Genomic DNA, 24,273 nt, shown 5'->3' with positions numbered 1-24,273 from the left:
AGCTAGAACACACTGAGCCCGATAAGCACCGCACAGAGGCCGATGTAGATCAGCGTGACCCTCAACCATTGCAACTCACCGTCAGTGACCCGGGCCGCGCCAAGGCCGAAGTCGTAAAACACGATTGATGCCAATAGATTCTGCAGGATGTAGCACGTCACAGCCATCCTGCCCACAGCCGCCAAGGCGCTGCCCGCAGCGCCGAGGCGGTTGTTGCGTTTCACGTAGAAACCAGCAATCAACGCCAGGACCCCAAAAGCAACAATGGTGGAGCTGAGGTACCGGGTGAAGACACCGGAGGACCCGCTTGCGAAAAGCCGCAACCCCCAATCAAGTGGAAGCCCGATGCCGAGACCGACCCGTGCAATCTTGCGTCGTAAAGCAACCTGCTCTGGCTGGAACAAGCCGGCGCGGTAGAGGCGCGCGGCGAGGGTGAAGATGCCGACACCCATCATGACCATGAGCAGCTAAAGCAGGATTCCGCCGAGGATCTCCTTGCAGCATGAGCGCCAGTCTTCCATCACCCTGCGCTGCACGGGAACCATCTGCACCGGTGCGGTGGAAAATGCTCGTGGGCGGGCATTGCGGAACGCGATCAGCGATTAGGAATCCGCGCGGCAAAGCTGTAAGGTTGTCACTCGCTGTTGTCGAAGAACACGTAAACGCCTGCGTCAACCGATTACACCTGCACCGATGCGTTTTCCAATGCATCCTTTCGGTGCCCTCCTCACAACGTGATCAGTGCGTGGGCGGCAGAAGTAAAGGAAGTAACCAATGTCGGCACATTGCCAGGTCACGGGGAAGCAGCCGTCGTTCGGCAAAACCGTGTCCCACTCGCACCGCCGCCACTCGCGCCGTTGGAACCCCAACGTGCAGAAGCGGAAGTTCTACCTGCCCTCCGAGGGCCGCACGATTACCCTGAACGTTTCCACGAAGGGTCTCAAGATCATCGACCGCGACGGCATCGAGTCCGTCGTGGCACAGATCCGCGCACGAGGTGAGAAGATCTAATGGCACGTAACGATATCCGCCCGATCATCAAGCTCAAGTCCACCGCTGGCACGGGCTTCACCTACGTCACCCGCAAGAACAAGCGCAACAACCCGGACCGTATTTCGCTGAAGAAGTACGACCCGATTGTGCGCAAGCACGTCGAATTCCGCGAGGAGCGATAATCCATGGCGAAAAAGTCCAAGATTGCGAAGAATGAACAGCGCAAGGAGATCGTCGCTCGCTACGCAGAACGCCGTAACGAGCTGAAGGCGATCATCCGCAACCCGGAGACTTCCGACGAGGATCGTCTCGACGCTCAGTTTGAGCTCAACCGTCAGCCGCGCGACGCCTCCCCGGTGCGCGTGCGCAACCGTGACTCGCGTGACGGCCGCCCCCGCGGCTACCTCCGCAAGTTCGGTGTTTCCCGTGTCCGTATGCGCGAGATGGCTCACCGTGGTGAGCTGCCTGGCGTCCGTAAGTCTTCGTGGTAAGGAGGACAACTACCAATGAAGCGCAACAACCAGCGTAAGCCGCGCATGGAGCAGTCCCGCCGCCCGAAGAAGAACCCGCTGAAGGCAAAGGGCATCGAGACCGTCGATTACAAAGACATCGAGACCCTGCGACTGTTCATCTCTGACCGTCACAAGATCCGTTCCCGTCGCGTGACCGGCCTGACCCCGCAGCAGCAGCGTCAGGTGGCCACCGCCGTGAAGAACGCGCGCGAGATGGCTCTTCTGCCGTTCACCAGCCGCTAAGAATCGGTTGACAACAGCGTAAGCATCTTCGATCCACCCGTTCTCCCCTGTTTCGCCAGGGTTGAGGACGGGTGTTTTCGTGTCTAGAGTTGTCGTTCGATCTTGAAGCCACGAATGGAGATGAGGCGCATATGGCAGGAACGGTCGGCCGCCCGCGCAAGCAGAGTCCCCGACGGCGCGGTAGCACCGCCCGCGAGGAGATCCTTGACGCCTCGTCCGAGCTGTTCACCCGCCACGGTTTTGCGACTACTTCGACCCACCAGATCGCGGAAGCCGTCGGCATGCGACAAGCTTCGCTGTACTACCACTTCCCTTCAAAGAACGACATCTTCATGACGTTGCTGATGAGCACGATTCAGCCCGCGTTGGATCTCGCGTCCGATCTTGCAGAGTCGGACGAGTCGCCGGCGCTCAAACTCTGGGCGCTCGTCGCGGCCGAGACCCGTATCTTGCTCAGCTCGAACTGGAACATCGGGAGGCTTTATCAGCTCCCGGTGCTCACCAACGATGAGTTCGCCGAGTACCATGCGGCCCGCGCCCAGCTCGAGGGCATTTACCGCGACCTTGCCGCACAGATCGTCGGTGAAGACGATCCCCGCATCGAGCTGCCGTTCCATATGACGCTCGCGGCCATCGAGATGCGCGATAACACTGGCATTGCGCCCTATCCGCTTGTCGACGACGCACTGCCCGCGCCGTCGGTCACCATTGCTGATGCGGTGCTCGACGTGCTTCACGCCGACATTCCACAGCGACGCGGTGAACGGACACTGGAACTGGTTTCCCGGGTGAGCGCGGAAATGCCGACGAGCTAGTTCACGACCAGCACTCTGCGACGGGAAGGGACTGCGCTTGCGTCGCAAGTGTGATTGCAGCGTGTGTGAGCATCGCCTGGCCAGTCGCGTACGCTCCGTCCGGGGGGGAAAGCACTGAGGGCCACCGGGGCGAAGGCGCCGTCGTTACGCGGTACGAGTCCAAACTGGCAAACCTGGTAGCTACCCGCTTCGTCCGGCCCCCACCCGCCTTTGAAGCGTGCTCCCTCGATGGCCCCAAGCCCGTACGACTGGCTCGGGTCAACGCGCCCCATCATCTCCAACACCGGGTCCGCGCCTTCGAGGCAAGCGAGGTTACTTGCCAGCACAGCCTCATCCGAAACACTGAGCGCCGTCTGGCCGAAAGAGCTGAAACCGGGACGCAGCACAACGTCATTGACTGGGGTGCCCACCCCGGCTTCTTTGAGCACCGTGTTCACGGCCTCAGCTCCGCTGGCCGCGAACAAGCGCTCCGCTGCTTCGTTGTCGGAGACCGTGATCGCCAGTTCGGCGTCGACAAGCTGATGTGGTTGCGTGCGCAGCGCGGCAATAGCTATCGGCACCTTGACGGTGGACCATGCCGGGCTCGCGTCTTGGAAGCCTGCTGCGATCGCACCCTGTGAACTGGCGGTCGCGATGCCGAGTTTCCCGCCAAACGTTAACTCAACGTCTGCGATCACGGATTCAAGCGCAGCAAGTGCGCCGGCCTCTTCCCCACCCTGCGGCTGCGCCGTGTCTGGGGTCGCCGTCACGTTCACGGAAGCAGAAGATTGCGACTGCGTGGTTGCAGTAGCTGGCCCAGGGAGGTCCTCGACGCGTAACGGCAGCGTGCAGCCGCGAGCAAAGATCAGTACTCCCGCAAGGCCAAATCCAGCGGCCACAGTGTGGAGTCGACCTACCAAATCTTCACCCGGGCGTTGTTGCCGCCGGAGCAGTACACAACCTTGTCACCGCCGCACGTCATGGCGTAGCTATCACCGGTCACCGGACTGTACGCGGACACGCTCACATCTGTCCGACCTTCTCGCTGGGAAACCTCCTGGAACGCCTTGAATACCTCTGCGGCAAACTGTTGCGACGTGACATCAGTGTCGGGTGCGAAGTTAGAGTAATCACGTACCGGGGGTTTCTCTGTGGTGGTCACCGTCTCCGGCCCAGGGCTTGCCGAAGTCGTGGGACTGTCAGTAGACGGTGCGTACGTTGGCTCTTCGATCTCACCCTTCGAGGATCCGAAAAACCCACTGCCGAAGAAGTAGATCAGCAGGCCGACAAGCGCGGCGAGCAGCAGCACGAGAGTCGCCACAAGCCACGCGTTGGTGCCGCCTTTCTCCTCCTCGTAGTAAGCCGGGCCGAAGAAGGCGTCATCGCCGCTGGGGTAGCTGGGCGACTGGTCCCAGCTACTTTCGCCGTAGGGGTGTGTCATGCTCGCACCTTAACGCACTGCCCCAGCTACTGCGCTCAGCAGCGCGACGTGGGCAATTGTGGAGTGAGCTTCGCCAGTCCGTCGGCAAGCTCATCGAGCATGCGGTAGCTGCCCACGTACCCGTCCGGGCTATACGCCGTGATCGCAACTGCAACGTCTCCATTCGGCCCTGGAATCAACCCGAATTGGCGAGCAACGTGGCCGTCTTCGTGGAAATTCCAACCGCCCTTGAACCGTGCCCCCTCAATGCGCCCAAGACCCCAGCGCTGCTCAGGCACGATCCGGCCCATCATGTCCAGCACGGGCTCATGCCCTTCAACGCAGCGCAGGCCGGAAGCGAACTGTGCCTGGTCTGAGGTTGTCCACTGCGTGCCCATCCGCCATCCGGCCGAGTTGGTCGTGCGTGAGCCTGCCTGCGCGATGACATCGGCAACCGCGGTGGCAGGAACAACCTCCTCCATCCGCCATGTTGCCTCGTTGTCGGAGCGCGTCACCGCTGCTTCCGCGTCCGGGTAGAGACCCGCATCCTGGCGCAGTGCCACAATCGCCAACGGCACCTTCATCGTCGAAAATGCAAGCACCGGCCGGTCATCGCCAGCGGTGTACTGCCCGTGCACGCCAGCGACCGAGATCGCGACGCTGCCCGAGTGGCGCGCGCCCACCTCGGCAACCAACTGATCCAGGACCGCTTGGTTCGCGCGGTGATCGTTGCCACCAGGATAAGACGGACCTGCCGCGTTGGGTTCTGGTAGCGCCGGAGGCAGAATCTGCGCGCGGACGTTGGGCGAGATGCGCCCCTGGATCTCCTTGGGCAGCTGGTAGTAGGCCTGCGCGATTGCAGGGCCGAGCACTGGGACGTCGTACAACGCGGGCATCGCCGGCCACACCAGGCCAGCGGCGAGCAGCGCGGCAGCTATGCGGGAAGACATGGGCTTGCTCTTTAAACCCTTAGTGGGCGAAGTGACGGGTGCCGGTGAGGTACATAGTCACGCCGGCTTCCTCGGCCGCGGCGATGACCTCTTCGTCGCGGATCGAGCCACCCGGCTGCACGACAGCCTTCACACCGGAATCAGCGAGAATTTGGAAACCGTCAGCGAAGGGGAAGAACGCGTCCGAAGCGGCGACAGCGCCGTTGGTGCGGTTCTTGCCGTCGTCAAGCGTGTTCGCGCGGTCCACTGCCAGTTTCGCGGAGTCGACGCGGTTGACTTGGCCCATGCCGATGCCCACTGACGCTCCGTCGGCGGCGATGAGGATAGCGTTGGACTTCACGCAGCGCACCGAGCGCCACGCGAACTCGAGATCGGCCAATGTCTCCGCGTCGACTGCGTCGCCCGCAGCGAGCGTCCAGTTCTCGGCGTTGTCGCCCTCCGCCTGGTAGATGTCGCGGTCCTGGATCAGGTAGCCACCCGAGATCTGCTTGTGCTCTTCACCGTCGCGCTCGGGTTTCTCCGCAGTCAGGATGCGCAGATTCTTTTTCTCCTGCAGCTTTTCCAAAGCCGCCGGCTCGTAGCCCGGCGCGATGATGACCTCGGTAAAGATCGGCGCGATTTGCTCCGCCAGCTCGAGGGTCACCTCGCGATTGCAGGCGATCACGCCCCCGTAAGCGGATACCGGGTCGCACGCGTGGGCCTTCTTGTGCGCGTCGGCGATTGAGGTGTCGGACACGGCTAGGCCGCAGGGGTTGGCGTGTTTGATAATGGCCACGCATGCCCGCTCATGGTCCCAGGCAGCGCGCCACGCTGCGTCGGCATCCTGGTAGTTGTTGTAGCTCATTTCCTTGCCGCCGTGCTGGGTCGCAGCGGCCAGACCGGTGCCAAACGACACGAGTCGGGCCGACTGGTGGGGGTTCTCCCCGTAGCGCAGGCTGGTCGTCTCCCCGCTTGTGGCTCCTGTGCGCCCCAACTGCTCGTTGAACCAGGCGGACACCGCGGCGTCGTAGTGCGCGGTGTGTTCGAATGCCGCGGCCGCTAGCTCCCGACGCTGCTCTTCGTCGAACCCGCCATTCTGTACCGCTGCGATCACATCCGCGTAGCGCTCCGGGTTGACGACCACTGCGACGGAGGGGTGATTCTTCGCTGCAGCTCGCACCATGGATGGCCCGCCGATGTCGATCTGCTCGACACACTCGTCGAAGGAGGCACCGGAGGCCACGGTCTCCTGGAACGGGTAAAGATTCACGACGACAAGCTGGAACGCCTCGATGCCCAGTTCCTCGAGCTGGCGGACGTGGTCATCTTTGCGCAGGTCGGCCAGGATGCCTGAGTGAACCCGCGGGTGCAACGTTTTCACGCGCCCATCGAGCACCTCAGGGAAACCAGTGAGCTCTGCGACCTCGGTGACCTTCACCCCGGCATCAGCGATGCGCTTCGCGGTCGATCCGGTCGAGACAATCTCAACGCCCGCGTCCCCCAGCGTGCGTGCGAGCTCCTCGAGCCCGGTCTTGTCGTACACGCTGATAAGCGCGCGCTTGATCTCGATGCCCATTTAAAAGGTCACCTTTCCATTGTCCAATCGTGCCGAGGCGAGCAACCCAACAATTTGCTCGCGCTCAGCCTGCTTGATGCGTTCGTGAAGTGTGTCCTTCGTGTCGCCGTCTTCAACGCGGATGGCACGTTGCGCAATGATCTCGCCCGTATCTACCCCCGCGTCAACGAAGTGCACGGTGCAGCCAGTGACCTTTACACCATAAGCCAGCGCATCACCGACCGCGTCCGCACCGGGAAATGCCGGGAGTAACGACGGATGCGTGTTCACTGTCTTGCCCTGGAACCGGTCCAGAAACGCCTGCCCCAGGATCCGCATGAACCCCGCGGAGACCACCAGGTCCGGGTTTCCAGCAGCGACTGCCTGGGCGAGTTTCTCGTCCCACGCGCCGCGGTCTGCCCCCAAAGCAACGACGCGCGTAGGCACACCGGCGCGTTCGGCCCGTTCGAGCGCCGGGCACGGTTTATCCGCGACCACGAGTGCGACGCGGTACGCCTCGGATTGGTTCTCAAGAATCGCTTGCAACAGCGTGCCGGATCCAGAAACCAGCACGGTGATCGAAGTAGTCACAGCAGTCGAGTTTAGACCTGGCCGTCTTTGCCGCTGTCTTGGCCGCTGTCTTCGCCAGCGGAACGCGCCCGAACGAGAGAAACCAGCCACGCGATCAAGCCGGGCAACGCGGTCCAGAGGAACATCAAGACCGCGAACGCCCACGGGTTGGGGCCGACATGACCGTAGGCACCCGCAGTGCCGCTTGCATAGCTTGCCACCACAAGGCCCAGGACTGCCGCCCAAGTGGCGGTGGCGGCGACGTCGATAAGCGAAAAGCTCCTGGTAAGAGCAAACCGCAAGACGACTGCGACCGGGATGAGCATGAGTGCAGGCACCCAGACGGGCGCGCTGGCCGGCACGGCCGCGAAGATTGGCAGTGGCGGCAGTGCTACCGAGGTGGCATCGAAAAGGCTTACCGTCGCTCCTGCGTATTCGAACGTGCCGCCTAGGAGCACTGCAAGCGTTGCCACGGCCGCGTTCGGAAGGTAGCCGAGGCACAGCAGCGTGAGCGCGAGTCCCCCGGACCAACCGAGGTTCGGATATGCACCGACCGCCTCAGCGATGTGGCGGTAGTTCAGTGCGAGCAATACCAGGTACACCACGGCCGCGGCGAGCACGAGATCCCGCATGACGCGTAGCGCGGCACCAGCAGTGATGACAGTTTCAGGTGGGATTCCGGAGCGTTTCGCGATGACCCGCCAAACGACAGGACTGATGCCGAGCGCAAAGCCGGCGAGGTGCAGGCCGAGCGGCATGAGGATCGCGGCCGCTGGATGGGGCGGAGCAATCGCAAAGACATGGGACGCATCCGCGACCATGAACAGGGAGACCACACTTAGCACGAGCGACGTCACCGTCACGAGGACAAAGATGGCTCCGAGGTCCAACACGCTGACGCGAGTCTTCGTTGCGGCGCGGATGCGGGAGGCGACAAGCGCAACGATCCCCACTGCGGGTAGCAGCGGCACGAGCGACAACTCGACTCCGTCGATGCGCAGCGGCACGCCGTGCAACGTGAGCCAGGACTGCCCGATTGCGGCGGGCAGGTATTTCATGCCCCAATCTGAGAGCAAGATCACTGCGAAGCAGGTAACGCCGGTAGCGAGGGCGAGCACAGCGAGCGGCGCAACTGCGGACGGCACGTATTGCTTCAGACGCTGCGCCCAAGTTTCGGGCGCTTTCGGTTCAGGCTTCTCCCGTTGTTGCCCGGTCACGAGCCCTTTTACCGGCCTCCGGCGACGGGAGGCGGTAGGGCGCGTGCTCTGTGTGTTACTCATCCCCGCTTACTTTGCCATTACATAAGGCACTGATTGGATAGGGACACTCGTCCGCATATGGGGGCAACCGACGGTAACGCGTGTGACTAAAGTGGCTCAAGTAACGACGTAACGGAAATTCAGAACAAAACGACGTACTTTGTTCGCGAACTGGGTTGCTCCACCGAAACCGATTCGTTACAGTAGCAACGTCAAGATAACGAGATGGTTACGGATGAGCACGAGCGGTTTAAACGTAACCTAAGGATCTGCGCAAAGAGGGTATATGTACAACTCGTCTCGTAAAGGTGGTAAGCACCGCAAGCAGTCCCCGAACAAGGGCCGCGTTGCCATGGTGGCAGTTACCACCGGCGCGGTCTCGACTGCAGGTTTCTCCGGTGCCGCCGCAGGCGAACTGACCACCAACAAGACGGCGGAAGCCAACCTCGACTTTGAGCTCGCCGCTGACTCTGAGGAGCTGCTCGACGTTGTCGATACCGCAGCTGAAGGCGTGATCGAAGAGGCCGCCCCGCAGATCCTCACGATCACCGAGTACAAGCCGGTCGAAGACCTGTCCAATCAGCTGGTGAAGGCCGTCGAGCACTCCGCCGAGGTCGCGGCAGCCGACCTGCAGGCCCGCATGCCGAACGTGGTCAAGCCGGCCGAAGGCGCTTTCACTTCCGGCTTCGGCCCGCGCTGGGGCGCATTCCACTCCGGCGTCGACATCGCCAACGCGAACGGCACCCCGATCCTCGCAGTCATGGACGGCACCGTGATCGATTCCGGCCCGGCCCAGGGCTACGGCAACTGGATCCGCATCAAGCACGATGACGGCTCACTCTCCATCTACGGCCACATGGAGAGCCTTGATGTGGTCGCCGGCCAGCGCGTGACCGCGGGCCAGAAGATCGCCGGAATGGGCAACATGGGCTTCTCCACCGGCACCCACCTCCACTTTGAGATCCACCCGGACGGCAACACTCCCGTGGATCCGGCCGCATGGTTTGCCGAGCGAGGCATCTCCCTCTAACCCTCGCGCGCAATCGCCTTAACTAGCGCAGAGCAACGCACCCGCCACCCTCAAGGTGGCGGGTTTTTCGCGCTCGGGCAACCCCGGTTTTACCCCCGAACAATAATCACATTCGTAACAATCTTCACACCAGTAACATTTTGTTGACCTGCGCATTTCTTTGGCGTTTGAAACACTCTTTCGACAAACATGCACGTCAACGCATTGTCAAAGGGATGTAACGGCGTTACATTCTACGGCGGTATCACCCACCGAACGTAAAGGTTTCGCTCCACCATGAACTGTCGTCTGCTTTCCACCGCTCTCGCAGCGGTGCTAGTACTAACTGCCGCAGCCGCCCCGCACGCTGGTGCTGTCACCCTCCACGTCAACGGAGTTCCCACCGACAACGGCCAGCAAACGCTCAAGGCCCTGGCCGACGCAGCAAACACGATCGTGACTTCCGGTGCCACCCTGAGCTACGCCGGATATTCGGTAGTGTACGACCCTCGTTCACTGGGTGATGAGGTAGCAGAGGCATTCGCACCTGAGTTGCCCGAAAACTGGGTTTCCTCCCAGGAGGGCAGCACTTCTGACGGCCGCAAAGTTGTCACACCCACTGAGGGCACATTTACCTCTGGCTTCGGCTCGCGTTGGGGAACGCTGCACAACGGCATCGACATCGCGAATTCGATTGGCACCCCGATCTACGCTGTGATGGACGGAACCGTCATTAACGCGGGTCCCGCCCAGGGCTTCGGCAACTGGGTCGTCATTCGACACGATGACGGCGAGGTCTCCGTCTACGGCCACATGCGCGACTACAACGTCAGCGTCGGCCAGCGTGTCTCCGCCGGCGAGCAGATCGCCAAGATCGGCAACGAAGGCCAGTCCACCGGCCCGCACCTGCACTTCGAAATCAAGCCGGATGGAGTCACCCAGGCTGATCCAGTGGCGTGGTTCAACGCCCGAGGCATCTCGATTCCGAGCTAAAGCTTCTCCATTGGCACGCCACCGATCAGCATGAGACGGACCGTGCCAGAAGAACCGAAGTCCACCGTTACCGTCTCACGCACACCGGTACCTTCTACGGTGAGCACCGTGCCGAGGCCGTACTTCGCGTGGTTGACGCGATCACCAACGGCCAGTTCGAGGTTCTTATTCACTTTCATATCGCCCGCAATACCGCGCCGTGTACGTTTCGCCCGTGCGGGAACGGAAGCAGGTGTGCCCCACGCGCTCGAGTTGAACTCCGGCTCAGGTGCCACCCTCCGCCAGTCGACGAGGTCCTCCGGGACCTCAGCGAGGAAGCGACTGGCGGGATTAGTTACCGGAGCGCCCCACGAAGCGCGCAGGATCGCGCGCGTGAGGTACAGCCGCTCGCGGGCGCGGGTGATGCCCACATATGCCAAACGGCGCTCCTCGGCAAGTTCCTCCGGATCGCCGAGCGAGCGCAGGTGGGGAAACTGCCCGTCTTCCCAGCCTGTAACAAACACCACCGGAAACTCCAGGCCCTTTGCGGTGTGCAGCGTCATCATCGTGACCACACCCTGATCATTGTCCGGCAGCTGATCCGCGTCAGCGACTAGCGAAACCTTCTCTAAGAAGGCCTGAAGTGATCCTGGGGCGGGTTCCCCCTCTTCCATTGCTGCGTCAAGGTCTTCCTGCGTCATGTATGCGAGCTGGTTGGCCGCCTCCGAGGAGAATTCGCGCGCGACGGAAACAAGCTCGTTGAGGTTGTCGAGACGCGCAGCATCTTGAGGATCGTTCGATGCCTCGAGCTCCGATTTGTACCCGGTGGCATCTAGAATTCGCGCTACCAGCTGGCCGAGGTCCGGCATGCCGGTGACCTCGTTGACCATCTGCGGCATTTCCTCACGGATACCCTCCATCATTTGCACGAACCCGGAGATGGCGTTGGTTGAGCGGGAGTTGAGCATGTCGACGTTGCCCAACGAAGCGTCGATAAGCGAGCGGCCAAAGCTCTGACCGTGATTGTCGGCGTGGAGTGCAACCATCGCCTGGGCTTTGTCTCCGATGGCGCGCTTGGGCACGTTGACGATGCGCCGCAGACTCACCGTGTCATCCGGATTATCTAGCACCTTGAGGTACGCAACGATATCGCGGATCTCTCGCCGTTCGTAGAAGCGGGTGCCGCCAACGACCTTGTACGGGATGCCGGAACGGATGAAGATGTCCTCCATCGCACGAGAGGCGTTGTTGGTGCGGTACATGATCGCGATATCGGAGTACCGCACGCCCTGGTCGGTCAGTGCGTCGATCTCGGCGGCGATGAAGCGTGCCTCATCGTGCTCATTGTCGGCGACGTAGCCCACAATCTTCTCGCCCGACCCGTGATCCGTCCAGAGCTTCTTCGGGCGACGGTCAACGTTTTGGGCAATCACCGAATTCGCAGCACTGAGGATGTTCTGCGTCGAACGGTAGTTCTGCTCCAGCACGATCGTGGTGGCATTTGGGTAGTCGCGCTCAAACTCCTCGATATTGCGGATGGTCGCGCCACGGAACGCATAAATGGACTGGTCGGAGTCGCCCACGACGGCGAGCTCTGGCGCGTCTGGCCCATCGCCTACCAGGGTGTGAATCAGCTCGTACTGGGCATGGTTCGTGTCCTGATACTCGTCCACCAGCACATGGCGGAAGCGGCGACGGTAGTAGTCGGTGACCTGCGGGTGCATCTTGAAAATGCGCACCACCTCACCAATGAGGTCGTCAAAGTCGAGAGCGTTGGACTGACGCAACCGGCGTTGATATTCCGCATAGACCTTCGCCACCGTGGTCTCGAACGGGTTGTGGGTCCGCTCCGCCTCTGGGAGCGCCTGCTCAGGGCCGATGAGCTCGTTCTTGAGGTTTGAGATCGCGTTGGCGAGCGTGCGGGGCGTGAACTTCTTCAGATCGAGGTTAAAGTCCTTCGCGATCATGCCGAGCAAGCGGCGAGAATCATCCGCGTCGTAGATAGTGAAGTTGGTGTTCAACCCCGGCACGAGCTGGGCCTGCTGGCGCAAGATGCGCACGCACACCGAGTGGAACGTTGCCACCCACATGCGCTCAGCTGTTTGCCCGACTAACGCCGCAACGCGCTCGCGCATCTCAGCCGCGGCCTTATTGGTAAACGTGATCGCGAGAATCTGCCAGGGTGCCACTCCCCTGTCTTGCAGCAAGTGCGCAATGCGGCGGGTGAGCACCGCAGTTTTGCCCGAGCCCGCACCCGCGACGATGAGCAGCGGGCCACCTTCGTGCACTACGGCGGCCTGCTGCTGCGGGTTCAGCCCCAGCGTCAGATCGGTCTGATTGCTCATGGGCTAAACCCTACCCACCGCCTCCAACACGACTCGTGCGGGTGTTCGAACTCCGGGAGACGCACCGCGGTAATCTTTCGAACCATGCCTGCAAGCGCCCTCGGTACCGGTTTTGCGATGGGACTCGGACTCATCGCCGCAATCGGAGCGCAGAATGCGTTCGTGCTCCGCCAAGGTATTCGGCGCGAGTTCATTGTGCCGGTCGTTGCGATCTGCATCGTGTCCGACGCGACCTTAATCATGGCTGGCTATTTCGGCCTCGGGGCGTTTCTGAGCCAGCAGCCCAAGTTGATCACCGCGATGAAATGGCTCGGCGCCGCATACCTCGTTTACATCGGGCTTCAGTCTCTCCGGAACCTTCGCAGTGAAGAGTCTCTCGAGGTCTCTACACCGGACCAGGCGAATGGGCACGCGGACGCGACAACGCTACACAGCGTCGCGGTGACCACACTCTCTCTCACCTGGTTGAATCCGCACGTCTACCTGGACACCGTTATTTTGCTGGGCAGCGTTGCGCACCAGCACGGGGATCACGGTTTTTTCTTCAGCCTCGGTGCCCTGTTGGGCTCCATCGTGTGGTTCTCAGGTCTCGGGTTCGGTGCCTACCAGCTCGCTCCCCTACTCTCCTCTCCCCGAGCCTGGCGGATCATCGAGGTTCTGGTGGCCATTACTATGTTCATCATGGCTGGGATGCTGGTCACGTCGTCTATCTAGGGGGGGAAAGCAACAGGTCGGCGCTGGCGGTCAGGCATAATCATTTCCCATGAGCGAGCTTGAGATCCGCATGCCCTCCGGTACCGACGACCCGTTGTCCGACGCGGAGATCCAGGAGTACCGCAAGGAGATTGATCGGCTAGATCGGGTCATCCTGGACGCAGTGAAGCGCCGCACCGAGATCTCGCAGGCCATTGGCAAAACCCGCATGGGGTCCGGAGGCACCAAGCTCGTGCACACCCGCGAGGTGGCGATTATTAACCAGTTCCGCGACGAGCTCGGCGAAGAAGGGCCAGGGCTAGCGCAGATTCTTCTGCGCCTCGGCCGCGGCAAACTGGGGTAACGGGACTGAAACCGCGAGAGCTCTAGTCCTGCTCGAGCGAGTCGAGGACAACCTCGAACTCAAGCAGCTCAGCCTTCGAGGAAACTGGCTTGCGCTCGCCGCCGCGCCCCTCAGCGTGACCTTCATCGTGTCCGTGGCCCTCGCCGGGATCGCCGGACTGGGCATGGCCTGCACGGCCTTCACCCTCCCACCATGCGTTGTATGCATCCTCGTCGGCCCAGCGGGTGACTACGAAGTAGCGCTCTTCACCCTTGACCGGGCGTAGCAACTGGAAGCCTTCGAACCCAGGCTGCGAATCGATAGCATGCTTGCGGGCTTGGAAGCGACGCTCCAGTTCCTCCCCGGCTCCTTCAGGGACAGTAATCGCGTTGATTTTCACAATGCTCATGCCCGCCATTATGCCCCGCCCGAAGAATGTTCCCCCGGCCCCGACAACTGTTTTTGATTACCGTGGAAAGCAACTACCGGCGACGAATACCAGCACGCACCTGGGAGGAACAATGAGCGACATCACCACGACCGATGCCTGGAACAACCTGAAGAAACTGCACGCGGAAAAGTCAGAGACGACACTGCGCGATCATTTCGTCGCAGATAGCAACCGCGCGGAGCACTTCACTTTCGAGGCTGCCGGGCTGCGGGCTGATCTTTCGAAGAATCTGGTTGACGCGGACGTCGTGAAGCAACTTGTTGCTCTTGCTGAAGAGGCGAGCTTGCGCGAGCGTATCGACGAGATGTTTGCCGGCGCCCACCTGAACAACACGGAGGATCGTGCGGTTCTGCACACGGCGCTGCGCATGCCAGTGGATGCGGAGCTGGAGGTAGACGGCCAGGATGTTGCCGCCGATGTGCACGAGGTGCTCGGCCGGATGCGCGACTTCGCATCCGCCCTGCGCTCCGGCGAGTGGCAAGGCCACACCGGGCACACGATCAAGAAGGTGGTGAACATCGGCATTGGTGGCTCCGATTTGGGCCCGGCAATGTCGACGAAGGCGCTGCGCGCATACGCCACCGCGGGGATTACGGCGGAGTTCGTGTCCAACGTCGATCCTGCTGACCTGGCCGCTGTGCTGGACCGCTGCAACGCGGAAGAGACCCTGTTCATCGTCGCTTCGAAGACCTTCACCACCCAGGAGACCTTGGCCAACGCGCACGCGGCAAAACGTTGGCTGCTGGAGCAATTCGACGGCGACGAGTCCGCGATTGCGAAGCACTTCGTCGCAGTGTCGACGAACGCGGAGAAGGTTGCAGCGTTCGGCATCGACACCTCCAACATGTTCGGCTTCTGGGACTGGGTCGGCGGGCGCTACTCCATGGACTCCGCGATCGGCCTGAGCCTGATGGCCGTGATCGGCCCGCAGGACTTCATGCGCATGCTCGACGGCTTCCACGCCATGGATGAGCACTTCCGCACCGCACCGTTCGAGCAGAACGTGCCGGTGCTTATGGGCTTGCTCAACATTTGGTACCGCAATTTCTTCGACGCGCAGACCCACGCGGTGCTGCCGTACTCCGAGGACCTTTCCCGCTTCCCCGCATACCTGCAGCAGTTGACCATGGAGTCCAACGGCAAGTCTGTGCGCCACGACGGCACCGCCGTGACCTACAACACCGGTGAAATCTTCTGGGGCGAGCCGGGCACCAACGGCCAGCACGCGTTTTTCCAACTCATTCACCAGGGCACATCGCTCATTCCCGCAGACTTCATCGGGTTTGCCACCCCGAAGGAGGACTTCCCCACCGCCGACGGCACTGGCTCAATGCACGACCTGCTCATGGGCAACTTCTTCGCCCAGACCAAGGTGCTAGCGTTTGGCAAGACCCAACAAGAGATTGAAGACGAAGGCATCTCACGCGAACTCGCCCCACACAAGGTGATGCCGGGCAACCGTCCCACCACCACAATCTTGGCCAAGGAGCTCACCCCGTACGCGCTGGGTAGCCTGATCGCGCTCTATGAGCACATCACGTTCACCGAAGGCACCATCTGGGACATCAACTCGTTTGACCAGTGGGGCGTGGAGCTGGGCAAGCAGCAGGCCAACGATCTAGCCGACGCTGTCGCAGGCAGGGAAACCCCGAACACCGGCGACTCCTCCACCGACGCTCTCATCTCCTGGTACCGGAGCAACCGCTAATGGGCGAGCAAATCTCGGTTGATTCATACACCCCTCGCCAGCGCACGGTCTACCGCCGCCAGCTCGAGGAGGAACTCGAAGCATTCGACCGCCACTTGCAAGAGGCAGAGTTCATCGACAAAGGCACGATCGGGCTCGAGCTTGAGCTGAACCTTGTCGACGATCGGATGCGGCCCCACACCACGAACCAGCAGGTCCTTCAAACGCTGAGTGATGAGTACCAGGCAGAAGTTGGCCAGTTCAACGTGGAGCTCAATCACCCGCCGCTTTCCATCGAGGGCGATGGCCTGTCGAAACTGGAGCAGGGCTTACAGGAGCGTCTTGACCACGTGCGTCGGGCAGCTGGCGAAGTCGGGTCGCAGCTTGCAATGATCGGTACCCTGCCCACGCTGAGCACGGCTTTCCTCGAGGATCCGGAGTGGATGACGCCGGAGAACCGCTACTCGGGGCTGAACCGCTCTGTCATGGAGTCGCGCGGCGAGCTGGTTGAGATGCATCTGTGGCGCGAGGAGACTTACGGCCACGACTTCGACAGCATCGCACCGGAGTCCGCCTGCACCTCGATGCAGTTGCACCTGCAAGTAAAACCGGACATGTTTGCCAACGCGTGGAACGCCTCGCAAGCCATTGCTGGTGCCCAGGTCGCTCTGTCAGCCAACTCCCCGCTGTTTTTGGGGCACCGCGTGTGGCACGAGTCGCGCATCCCCGTGTTCAAGCAGGCGATAGACACGCGCACCAAGGAGCTGATCAACCAGGGCGTGCGCCCGCGCGTGTGGTTCGGCGAGCGCTGGATCACCTCGGTGTTCGACCTCTTCGAGGAGAACGTCCGCTACTTCTCTCCCCTTCTGCCGGAGGGCCGCGCGGAGGCAGGCAAGCCCGAGATGCTGGGCGACAGCCCCGGCCTGCACTACCTCAACCTGCAAAACGGCACCATCTGGCGCTGGAACCGCCCGATTTATGATCCGAATGGGGAACTCAGCCACATCCGCGTGGAAAACCGCATCCTGCCCGCAGGTCCCACGGTCAAAGACATCATCGCTGATGCGGCGTTCTACTACGGCTGCGTGAAAACTCTCGCCGACCAGACCCGTCCGGTCTGGTCGCGGCTGAGCTTCGAAGCTGCGCGGGAAAACTTCCGTCAGGGCGCGCGCCACGGACTCACTGCCAACCTGGAGTGGCCGACTCTGGGCACGCTTCCAGTGACTGACCTCGTTGAGCACCATCTGCTGCAAATCGCGGCCGATGGGCTGAAAACGCTCAACGTTTCCCCGAGCTGTGCCGACGAGTACCTCTCCATCATGGAGGGCCGCGTGCGAAACCGGCAGAACGGCGCGATGTGGCAGCTCAACGCGCTCAACCGGATCGCACCCGCATCGCGCCCCGAGACGGCCGAGCGTCGGGACGCACTCGAGCGTCTGCTCAGGCAGTACCTGAAGAATCAGAACACTGGCGCGCCGGTGCACACTTGGTCGCTCGAGGTTGAGTAGGGCACAATAGCCGGTTGTGCAGAGCATCATTGACTGGATTGTGAACCTCATGGAGGTCCTCGGTGCCCCTGGTGTCGGCATCGCCATTCTTTTAGAGAACCTCTTCCCCCCGATTCCTTCGGAAGTGGTGCTGCCCCTGGCGGGCTTCACCGTCGCCCAGGGCAGCTTGAACTTCCTCTCGGTGTTCATCTGGTCGGTGGTCGGTTCCGTACTCGGCGCCTACGTCTTGTACGGTATCGGCGCGTGGCTGGGCCTTGCCCGCCTGCGCGCGATCGCCGATTGGATGTGGCTGGTGAAGGCGTCCGATGTCGATGCCGCGATGAGCTTTTTCACTAAGTACGGTAAGCCGTCGATCTTCTTCGGCCGCCTCATCCCAGGTGTACGCTCACTGATTTCGATCCCAGCCGGCCTCGACCGGATGAACCTGGTCACCTTCGGCCTATGGACCACCCTCGGCTCCGGCATCTGGAACGCCATCCTCATTTACCTCGGCTTCATCCTCGGCGATAACTGGGAGAAGGCCACCGAGTACGCGGACACCTACTCCAATGTGATCTACGCGATCCTCGCCCTGATCATCCTGGGCTTCCTTATCTTCTTCATCCGCCGCGCAATCAAGGAGCGCGGCCAGGCTCAGGCGTGATAGCATGATTGCTATCAAACGGTAGGAGGTGGGGTAATGACATCGATAATTGTTCGGGGCCTCGACGAATCGGTAAAGAAGAGGCTCGTTCAGCAGGCCGAAAGAAACGGTCGCTCGATGGAAGCAGAAGCTCGTAGACTTATCGAAGAAGGAACCCGCCCCCACAACATCGCGTTGGCTCTCTACGAAGCGACCCGCGAGCACGCTGTCGACGACTTTCCCTTACCACCCAGAGAGGGCGAAGCGCGTTACGCCGATTTCTCATGATCGTTCTGGACACGAATGTGCTCTCCGAGGTAACTAAACCGTCGCCACATTCTTCCGTCCTGCGGTGGTTAGCGGCTCTCAACGATGAAACTTCGATCACCGCGGTTACGGCGGCAGAGTTGAGGGCAGGCTTGAGTGCCATGCCGCACGGGCACCGCAAGACAAAGCTTTCGGAGGTTGTAATCGCGCAACTCTCCGAGTTCGAGCAACTCGGCTCGGTTCTCCCTTTCGACCATTTCGCCGCGGTCGAGTACGCCACAGTGTTGGTATTGCGAAAGGCAGAGGGGAAACCTATCTCACCGCAAGACGCAATGATCGCGGCTATCTGCCGGAGCCACGGCGCCCCGCTGGCCACCCGAAGCGTGGGCGACTTCGAGCACACGGGAGTTGAAGTAATTAATCCTTGGGCTCAGGCTGGCACACCGGACACCACCAAATAACCCGCTCCAAGTCCCCCTCCCCACCGAGGAACCCTTTCTTGATCAGCGTCGTGCACCGGCGGCACGGCTTGTTGTTGCGCCCAAACACGTACGACGTCTCTCCCGCCCGCTTCACACCCGTGGTCACCCGCACAGGCTCGTCCTTGTTCGCCCACATCAGGCGCCGCGAGAGCTCCAAGAGCTTATCGACGTCCACGTCCCCCACCTTTGCACTCGGGTGCACCCCTCCGAGGAAGCAGATCTCCGCGCGGTACTCGTTACCGATGCCCGCCACCCGATACTGATCCAAGAGGGCGCGTCCGATTTCCCGATCGGGGTCTTCCACGAGGCGTCGATAAGCTTCTTCGAAATCGAAGTCCTCCGCGAGCAGGTCCGGGCCGAGGTAGCCCATCCGCTCGTCGTAGTCGCGCGCGGGCCAAACCTCAACGAGGCCGAGCTCGTGGCCGACCAGCTCGATGTCCTTATGCGGCGGGTCCGCGAGTCGCAGGACTACCCGCGCGGTGTAACCGGGCTTGCGCCACCGGTCGCCGGCGCGGTGCATCGCCCAGGTGCCCTCCATCTTCAAGTGGGTGTGCAGCACCTGCGGCTCGTAGCCCTCGGCGGCAAACTCCATAAACAGGTGCTTGCCGTAGGGCCACACCCGCGTGCAGGTCATGCCGGTGAAGTCGGTGGTGGCGTAACGCGGCACGCGCAGCGACGTATGCGTGACCTCGCGGCCGGCCATGAACTGCAGGCGTTTGGAGAGCTGGTAGACGGAATCGCCTTCGGGCATGCGTGCGAGGGTACACCCCTCTCGTCTCGTTCCATTCTGTAAGACGCGGGCAATCTTTTACAGAGCGGGCACCTCATGCCATCCGCCGCTAGGCATCAATCGTCGAAGCTGAGCTCCTCGTCGAAGCCGTCGAGATCAACCAGCCCAGCCGTCCGCGCGGTCCCCTCCATCTCCTCGATGGCCTCGGTGACGCTGCGGCCGCGGCGTTTCGGGGCGGCGTGCACCTTGCCGCCGATGCGCGCGCCCTTGTGCGTCACCGTCGCGCCGTAGTCGCGCAAAACGAACGCGCCGCCGCCGTTGAGTTTCTCCACGCTCAGGGGCGACATGCGGCCGCGGTTCACCGCGTCGGTCAGCGCCTGCACCACCAGCGGCATCGGGTCGCCAACACCGTCCGGGAAGTGGTCGAAGAACGTGGTCATGGTTTTGCCGCCGCGGGTGATGTGGGCGGCAAGCAAGCCGTCGATAAGCACGACGAGTGCCCCTGCCGAGCGAGTGGGGCCCTGCTCCGGCCAGGGAAGCGCGGCGCCGTAAGGGTTGGCCGGGTCGGTAGCGGCGAGGACGTGGACCAGCGGCTCGCGGGTGCCGGATGGCCAGCCGACCACGTCGTCGGAATCCTGGTAGCCGCGCAGCCGGTCGATGGTCGCGGGCGTGGAGAACTGCGAGGCACCGAGGCCTTCGATGAGGTATCCGCGCATCGCTTTGCCGGATTCCTCGAACCCGGAAAGAACCTTGTACGCCAGCGCGAACCCGCCGAGCACGTCCTCGGCGACGACACTGCCACGCGTGACCACGCCGTAGCGGTCCAGCCAGGCCTCGCCGAACGCGAGCGAGCGCCGCGTCGCGTCGCCGTCGGGAGTGGGAGTCGCAGCCCAGCGCCCAGCCATGTCGGGGGGCGTGAGGTTGGCAAAACTTGTGCGGCCGGAGCGCACCCTGCTTCTCGACGGTCTCCTGCGCGCCCGGTGCGCCGTCTTCCCGCCCGCCAAGCGCGCCCGGATCGGGGCGAAGGAGTCGGGCGATAGGAACCCGGCCTCGACAAGGTCCCACATTGCCTCGCGCAGCTCTTCGGAGGTGGTGGTCTGTTGGCCAGTGGGTCCGGCCAACAGGTCCGTGAAGAGGTACCCGCCGCCGCGGCCGACTTGGTCCAGCACCTGCTGCTGCGTCAGTGAAAGCACCGGCGGTTCGACCTGCGGCATGAGCTGGGCGGCGTAGTCGGTGGGTAGCAGCATGATCCACGGGTCGCGCGCACCCGCCTTGCCGGCGCCGACAATGGCGATCTCGCCGCCGGAGGTGAGCTCGTCGAGCATCTCCGGCGCGTAATCCCCAACGCGTGACGCCAAGATGTGCGATTCCCACGCACTGGCCGGCAGGCGTACGCCGGCGAGTTGTTCCAGCACCGAGTACACCCCGTCTGCCCCGCGCAGTGCCGGCACCACCCCGGAGGGCGCCACGTTTGCCCACGCGGGCAGGAAGCGGCCGAACGCGGACTGCGACACCGGCCGCGACTGAGCCCGCGCCGCCGCCAAGGATCGCGTTCGGATCGTGCGCAGCACCTCCGCCGCGACGTATTCCTGCTCGTCCACGCCCTGGCGGAAGCGGCCCTCGATGACCTTGTCCGACTCGACCAGGCGCGACAACGGCTCAAACGCCCCACCAACCGCAAGACCAAACGCTTCGGCGAGATCGCGCAGCGTAAACGGCCCGCGGGTGCGCACCCACCGGCCCACTAACTGGGCAAGGGCGTCCGGGATCGTGGCCACCTGGGCGGGGACGCCGGGCGGGATGGGCACGCCAAGGGCGTCGCGAAGCAACGGCGCATCGAGCACCTGCGCAACGTGCTCGCGGCCGCCGATGCGAACCCGCATCATGCGTGCGGGCCCGAGTGATTGCTCGAGCGAGACAAGCGGCACGGAGGTGTACTCCCCCAGCTCGTCCACCGGCACCGGGCCGATGATGCGCAGCGTGTCCGCGAACTGCTCGGATGTCTCCGCGCGCCCCACGCGCCGCAGGTTGCGGTCCACCTCCGCGATCACGTCGGCGTCGAGCAGCTCGCGCAGCTCCACCGTGCCCAAGAGTTTCGCCAGCAGCGAAGGATCCAAAGACAGCGCCGCCGCGCGTTTTTCCGCCAGTGGCGTATCGCCCTCGTACATGAACGCGCCGGTGTAGTTGAACAGCAGCGATGACGCGAACGGGCTCGGCTGATCCGTCGTCACCTCCGCGATGCGCACCCGCCGCGTGTTCAGGTGCTGCATCACCTCGGTAAGCGCAGGCAGGTCGTACACATCCTGCAGACACTCGCGCACCGTCTCCAGGATGATCGGAAACGACGGATAGTTGCGCGCCACGTCCAAGAGCTGCTCCGCGCGCTGTCGCTGCTGCCACAGCGGCGCGCGCTTGCCCGGATTGCGCCGCGGCAAGAGCAGCGCACGCGCTGCGCACTCGCGGAACCGGGACGCGAACAGCGCTGAGTTGCCCACCTGCTCAGTCACAATGTCGGCGATCTCGTCCGCATCAAACAGGAACACCGACGCGTCCGGCTCCTTGTCGCCTTGCGGCAGGCGCAGCACAATGCCGTCGTCGCCCGCCACCGCCTGGGCGTCCATGCCGGTCTCCTGCGCCACTCGCCAACCGGTCGCCAGCGCCCACGCGGCGTTCACACCCTTGCCAAACGGGGTGTGCAGCACCACGCGCCAGTCCCCCAACTCGTCGGTGAAGCGCTCGAGCACCAGCGTCGTGTCGTCCGGCAGGATTCCGGTCGCTTCCTCCTGTTCGGCCAGGTAGGCCAGCAGGTTGTTGCGGGCCCGCTCGTCTAAGGAAGGATCGAGGGCTTCGCTTGCTTGTCGACGAAACTCCCCAACCGCCTTCCCCAACTCATACGGCCTCCCAAGCGCGTCACCAGTCCAGAACGGCAAGCGCCCCGTGTGGCCCGGCGCGGGGGAAACCTGCACTTGGTCGCGGGTGATGTTCTCGATGCGCCAGCTCGACGCGCCGAGGGTGAATACGTCGCCGACGCGCGACTCGTAGACCATCTCCTCGTCCAGCTCGCCGACGCGGCGGGGTACGCCGCCTTCCGCATCGGAGCCGACGAGGAACACGCCGAACATGCCGCGGTCCGGGATGGTGCCCGCGTTGGTCACCGCGACGCGCTGTGCGCCGGGTCGGGCCTTCAAGGTGGTGCCCTCCAGAATCGCGCGGGGGCGCAATTCTGCGAAGTCCGTCGACGGGTAGACCCCGGTGACCAGGTCGATCACCGAGTTGAACACATCTCGCGCCAGGTCGCGGTACGGCCAAGCGCGGGTGACGGTCTCGTACCACTCGTCCACATCCAGGTCCTCGAACGCGACCGCGGCCACGGTGTGCTGCGCGAGCACGTCGAGCGGGTTTTTCGGCGGGTGCAGCTCCTCAATCAGCCCGGCGCGCATGCGCGGCACGGTCACCGCGGTCTGCACTAGATCTGAGCGGTGCTTCGGATAGAACGTGCCCTCAGAAACCGCGCCCACGGAGTGTCCGGCGCGGCCCACGCGCTGCAGACCGGATGCGACGCTCGGCGGCGCCTCCACTTGAATCACCAGGTCAACGGCACCCATGTCGATGCCCAGCTCCAGTGAAGACGTGGAGATCACGGCCTTCAGCGTGCCCTCTTTCAGCATCGTTTCGGTTTGCAGGCGTTCTTCTTTGGACACGCTGCCGTGGTGCGCACGCGCGATCACAGTCGCGGCGTGCCCCGCTGTATCCACCGGCTTCATCAGCTGCGCTGGCGGCCGCCTGGTCGGCGCGCTCAGCGCCTCCGGGTCGTGCTCCTTCGCCCACAGTTCGTTGATCTGGCTGGTCAGCCGCTCTGCGGTCCGGCGCGAGTTCACAAACACAATCGTCGAGCGGTGCGCCATCACCTCCTCGTATACGGCTTGCTCAATGTGGGGCCAGATGCTTTTCGACGCCCCGATCGGCGGCGCTATCGGCTCCGCGGCGGATCCTGCGCCGTCACCTGGAGCCCCGTCACCTGGAGACCCGTCAAGGAACAGCTTGTCGTCGATGATCGCCTCGCCGATGGTGGAGGCGTCTTCTGGCACGGGCAGGTCGCTCATGTCGTCCACCGGTACGCGGACGGTGAGCTCCCATTTCTTCTCCGTAGGCGGGTTGATGATGGTGGTGCGCGGCCCAAGGAAGTTCGCCACCGTCGACAAGGGGCGCACGGTCGCGCTCAACCCGATGCGTTGGAACTTGCCTGCCAAACGCTCCAGCCGCTCGAGGGAGAGCGCTAGGTGCACGCCGCGCTTCGTGCCGGCGAGCGCGTGGATCTCGTCCACAATCACCGTGTCCACGGTCTTGAGAATGGCCGCCGCCTTGGAGGTGAGCATGAGGTAGAGGGACTCGGGCGTGGTGATGAGGATGTCCGGGGGCTTGCGCAGCTGCCGGTTGCGCTCGGATTGGGGGGTGTCGCCGGAGCGCACCGCCACCGAGATATCCGGCATGTCCTTATCCATGCGCCGCGCCACGCGTGCAATACCGGACAAAGGCGCGCGCAGGTTATTCTCCACGTCGACGCCGAGTGCTTTGAGCGGAGAGATGTAAAGGACGCGCGTTCCACCGTGCGTCGATAAGCTTGAGCCCTCGATGGGCAAAGCCTGCTGGCCGGCGCGCTCCACGAGCGAATTGAGCGACCACAAGAACGCGGCGAGGGTTTTGCCCGAGCCTGTGGGCGCAACCACCAGAGAGTTCTCTCCCTCCGAGATCGCGCGCCACGCCTGCTCCTGCACGGCGGTCGGGGCCTGGAAGACTTCCTCGAACCAAGTGGCCACCTGCGGGTGGAACCGGTTCAGGATGGAAGAACTCTCAGGGGGCATGGGCATACTTTAGCCGGTAGAGTCTGG

General features: G+C 63.0%; 25 protein-coding genes. 14 read left to right on the top strand and 11 right to left on the bottom strand.

Annotated elements, in window-relative coordinates; genetic code table 11:
• Positions 1 to 2 precede the first annotated feature (2 nt).
• Positions 3 to 461, bottom strand: coding sequence for a DUF418 domain-containing protein (locus CGLAU_RS03700; protein WP_095659527.1), 459 nt, complete (start codon positions 459 to 461; stop codon positions 3 to 5).
• Positions 462 to 774: 313 nt separating this feature from the next.
• Between CGLAU_RS03700 and rpmB the strand changes: the two genes are divergently transcribed.
• The 5 genes from rpmB to CGLAU_RS03675 all read left to right on the top strand — a co-directional run bounded on the left by rpmB (position 775) and on the right by CGLAU_RS03675 (position 2,563).
• A complete protein-coding gene (gene rpmB, locus CGLAU_RS03695) occupies positions 775 to 1,011 on the top strand; it encodes a 50S ribosomal protein L28 (RefSeq protein WP_095659526.1) in 237 nt (78 codons plus the stop codon).
• The gene (gene rpmG, locus CGLAU_RS03690; RefSeq protein ID WP_095659525.1) at positions 1,011 to 1,175 is read left to right on the top strand and encodes a 50S ribosomal protein L33; all 165 of its coding nucleotides are present in this window, start codon (positions 1,011 to 1,013) and stop codon (positions 1,173 to 1,175) included. The genes rpmB and rpmG overlap by 1 nt, the downstream gene beginning before the upstream one ends.
• Positions 1,176 to 1,178: 3 nt before the next feature.
• Positions 1,179 to 1,484: a 30S ribosomal protein S14 gene (gene rpsN / locus CGLAU_RS03685; protein WP_066530427.1), complete on the top strand. Its 306-nt coding sequence runs from the start codon at positions 1,179 to 1,181 to the stop codon at positions 1,482 to 1,484.
• A 15-nt stretch (positions 1,485 to 1,499) separates the two neighbouring features.
• Entirely contained in the window at positions 1,500 to 1,748 is a 249-nt protein-coding gene (rpsR, locus tag CGLAU_RS03680) for a 30S ribosomal protein S18 (protein WP_095659524.1), read from the top strand.
• Positions 1,749 to 1,879: 131 nt separating this feature from the next.
• On the top strand, positions 1,880 to 2,563 hold the full coding sequence (locus CGLAU_RS03675; RefSeq protein WP_095659523.1) for a TetR/AcrR family transcriptional regulator: 684 nt from the start codon (positions 1,880 to 1,882) through the stop codon (positions 2,561 to 2,563).
• On the opposite strand, the gene CGLAU_RS03670 is transcribed toward CGLAU_RS03675, so the two are convergent.
• The 6 genes from CGLAU_RS03670 to CGLAU_RS03645 are packed head-to-tail and all read right to left on the bottom strand — an operon-like array spanning position 2,560 to position 8,233.
• Entirely contained in the window at positions 2,560 to 3,441 is an 882-nt protein-coding gene (locus CGLAU_RS03670; RefSeq protein ID WP_095659522.1) for a hypothetical protein, read from the bottom strand. The genes CGLAU_RS03675 and CGLAU_RS03670 overlap by 4 nt on opposite strands.
• Before the next feature lie 14 nt (positions 3,442 to 3,455).
• The gene (locus CGLAU_RS03665; RefSeq protein WP_095659521.1) at positions 3,456 to 3,983 is read right to left on the bottom strand and encodes a hypothetical protein; all 528 of its coding nucleotides are present in this window, start codon (positions 3,981 to 3,983) and stop codon (positions 3,456 to 3,458) included.
• A 35-nt stretch (positions 3,984 to 4,018) separates the two neighbouring features.
• The gene (locus CGLAU_RS03660) at positions 4,019 to 4,912 is read right to left on the bottom strand and encodes a serine hydrolase (RefSeq protein WP_095659520.1); all 894 of its coding nucleotides are present in this window, start codon (positions 4,910 to 4,912) and stop codon (positions 4,019 to 4,021) included.
• A gap of 19 nt (positions 4,913 to 4,931) precedes the next feature.
• Positions 4,932 to 6,467 carry a bifunctional phosphoribosylaminoimidazolecarboxamide formyltransferase/IMP cyclohydrolase gene (purH, locus tag CGLAU_RS03655; protein ID WP_095659519.1) on the bottom strand — a complete coding sequence of 512 codons (1,536 nt, stop codon included), beginning with the start codon at positions 6,465 to 6,467 and terminating at the stop codon, positions 4,932 to 4,934.
• Entirely contained in the window at positions 6,468 to 7,037 is a 570-nt protein-coding gene (gene purN / locus CGLAU_RS03650; RefSeq protein ID WP_232507184.1) for a phosphoribosylglycinamide formyltransferase, read from the bottom strand.
• 11 nt (positions 7,038 to 7,048) lie between these two features.
• Entirely contained in the window at positions 7,049 to 8,233 is a 1,185-nt protein-coding gene (locus CGLAU_RS03645) for a cell division protein PerM (protein ID WP_095659518.1), read from the bottom strand.
• A gap of 328 nt (positions 8,234 to 8,561) precedes the next feature.
• On the opposite strand from CGLAU_RS03645, the gene CGLAU_RS03640 reads away from it, so the two are divergent.
• The gene (locus CGLAU_RS03640) at positions 8,562 to 9,305 is read left to right on the top strand and encodes a M23 family metallopeptidase (protein ID WP_095659517.1); all 744 of its coding nucleotides are present in this window, start codon (positions 8,562 to 8,564) and stop codon (positions 9,303 to 9,305) included.
• 276 nt (positions 9,306 to 9,581) lie between these two features.
• Positions 9,582 to 10,277, top strand: a complete 696-nt coding sequence (locus tag CGLAU_RS03635; RefSeq protein ID WP_095659516.1) for a M23 family metallopeptidase — start codon at positions 9,582 to 9,584, stop codon at positions 10,275 to 10,277.
• Here the strand turns inward: CGLAU_RS03635 and pcrA are convergent.
• Positions 10,274 to 12,601, bottom strand: a complete 2,328-nt coding sequence (gene pcrA / locus CGLAU_RS03630) for a DNA helicase PcrA (protein WP_095659515.1) — start codon at positions 12,599 to 12,601, stop codon at positions 10,274 to 10,276. The two genes, CGLAU_RS03635 and pcrA, sit on opposite strands and share 4 nt — an antisense overlap.
• A gap of 84 nt (positions 12,602 to 12,685) precedes the next feature.
• Between pcrA and CGLAU_RS03625 the strand changes: the two genes are divergently transcribed.
• Complete coding sequence (locus tag CGLAU_RS03625; RefSeq protein ID WP_095659514.1) at positions 12,686 to 13,315, top strand: LysE/ArgO family amino acid transporter; 630 nt, start codon at positions 12,686 to 12,688, stop codon at positions 13,313 to 13,315.
• Between the two features lie 49 nt (positions 13,316 to 13,364).
• On the top strand, positions 13,365 to 13,658 hold the full coding sequence (locus CGLAU_RS03620; RefSeq protein WP_095659513.1) for a chorismate mutase: 294 nt from the start codon (positions 13,365 to 13,367) through the stop codon (positions 13,656 to 13,658).
• A 22-nt stretch (positions 13,659 to 13,680) separates the two neighbouring features.
• Here the strand turns inward: CGLAU_RS03620 and CGLAU_RS03615 are convergent, their stop codons facing one another.
• A complete protein-coding gene (locus CGLAU_RS03615; protein WP_095661017.1) occupies positions 13,681 to 14,046 on the bottom strand; it encodes an antibiotic biosynthesis monooxygenase family protein in 366 nt (121 codons plus the stop codon).
• Between the two features lie 112 nt (positions 14,047 to 14,158).
• Between CGLAU_RS03615 and pgi the strand changes: the two genes are divergently transcribed.
• From pgi to CGLAU_RS03590, 5 genes are read left to right on the top strand one after another with little or no spacing between them, the layout of a single operon-like run.
• A complete protein-coding gene (gene pgi / locus CGLAU_RS03610; RefSeq protein ID WP_095659512.1) occupies positions 14,159 to 15,796 on the top strand; it encodes a glucose-6-phosphate isomerase in 1,638 nt (545 codons plus the stop codon).
• On the top strand, positions 15,796 to 17,283 hold the full coding sequence (locus CGLAU_RS03605; RefSeq protein WP_095659511.1) for a glutamate--cysteine ligase family protein: 1,488 nt from the start codon (positions 15,796 to 15,798) through the stop codon (positions 17,281 to 17,283). The genes pgi and CGLAU_RS03605 overlap by 1 nt, the downstream gene beginning before the upstream one ends.
• 16 nt (positions 17,284 to 17,299) lie before the next feature.
• Positions 17,300 to 17,926: a DedA family protein gene (locus CGLAU_RS03600; RefSeq protein WP_095659510.1), complete on the top strand. Its 627-nt coding sequence runs from the start codon at positions 17,300 to 17,302 to the stop codon at positions 17,924 to 17,926.
• A gap of 36 nt (positions 17,927 to 17,962) precedes the next feature.
• Positions 17,963 to 18,193, top strand: coding sequence for a FitA-like ribbon-helix-helix domain-containing protein (locus tag CGLAU_RS12610; protein WP_095659509.1), 231 nt, complete (start codon positions 17,963 to 17,965; stop codon positions 18,191 to 18,193).
• A complete protein-coding gene (locus tag CGLAU_RS03590) occupies positions 18,190 to 18,633 on the top strand; it encodes a type II toxin-antitoxin system VapC family toxin (RefSeq protein WP_095659508.1) in 444 nt (147 codons plus the stop codon). The genes CGLAU_RS12610 and CGLAU_RS03590 overlap by 4 nt, the downstream gene beginning before the upstream one ends.
• Here the strand turns inward: CGLAU_RS03590 and CGLAU_RS03585 are convergent.
• Positions 18,590 to 19,405, bottom strand: coding sequence for a DNA-formamidopyrimidine glycosylase family protein (locus CGLAU_RS03585; RefSeq protein ID WP_095659507.1), 816 nt, complete (start codon positions 19,403 to 19,405; stop codon positions 18,590 to 18,592). The genes CGLAU_RS03590 and CGLAU_RS03585 overlap by 44 nt on opposite strands.
• A 95-nt stretch (positions 19,406 to 19,500) precedes the next feature.
• Entirely contained in the window at positions 19,501 to 24,246 is a 4,746-nt protein-coding gene (locus CGLAU_RS03580; protein WP_198305005.1) for a DEAD/DEAH box helicase, read from the bottom strand.
• Between the last annotated feature and the right edge of the window lie 27 nt (positions 24,247 to 24,273).

The organism is Corynebacterium glaucum, from assembly GCF_002287505.1.
Classification (GTDB): Bacteria; Actinomycetota; Actinomycetes; order Mycobacteriales; family Mycobacteriaceae; genus Corynebacterium; species Corynebacterium glaucum.
This window is presented reverse-complemented; position numbering and strand designations above follow the sequence as displayed.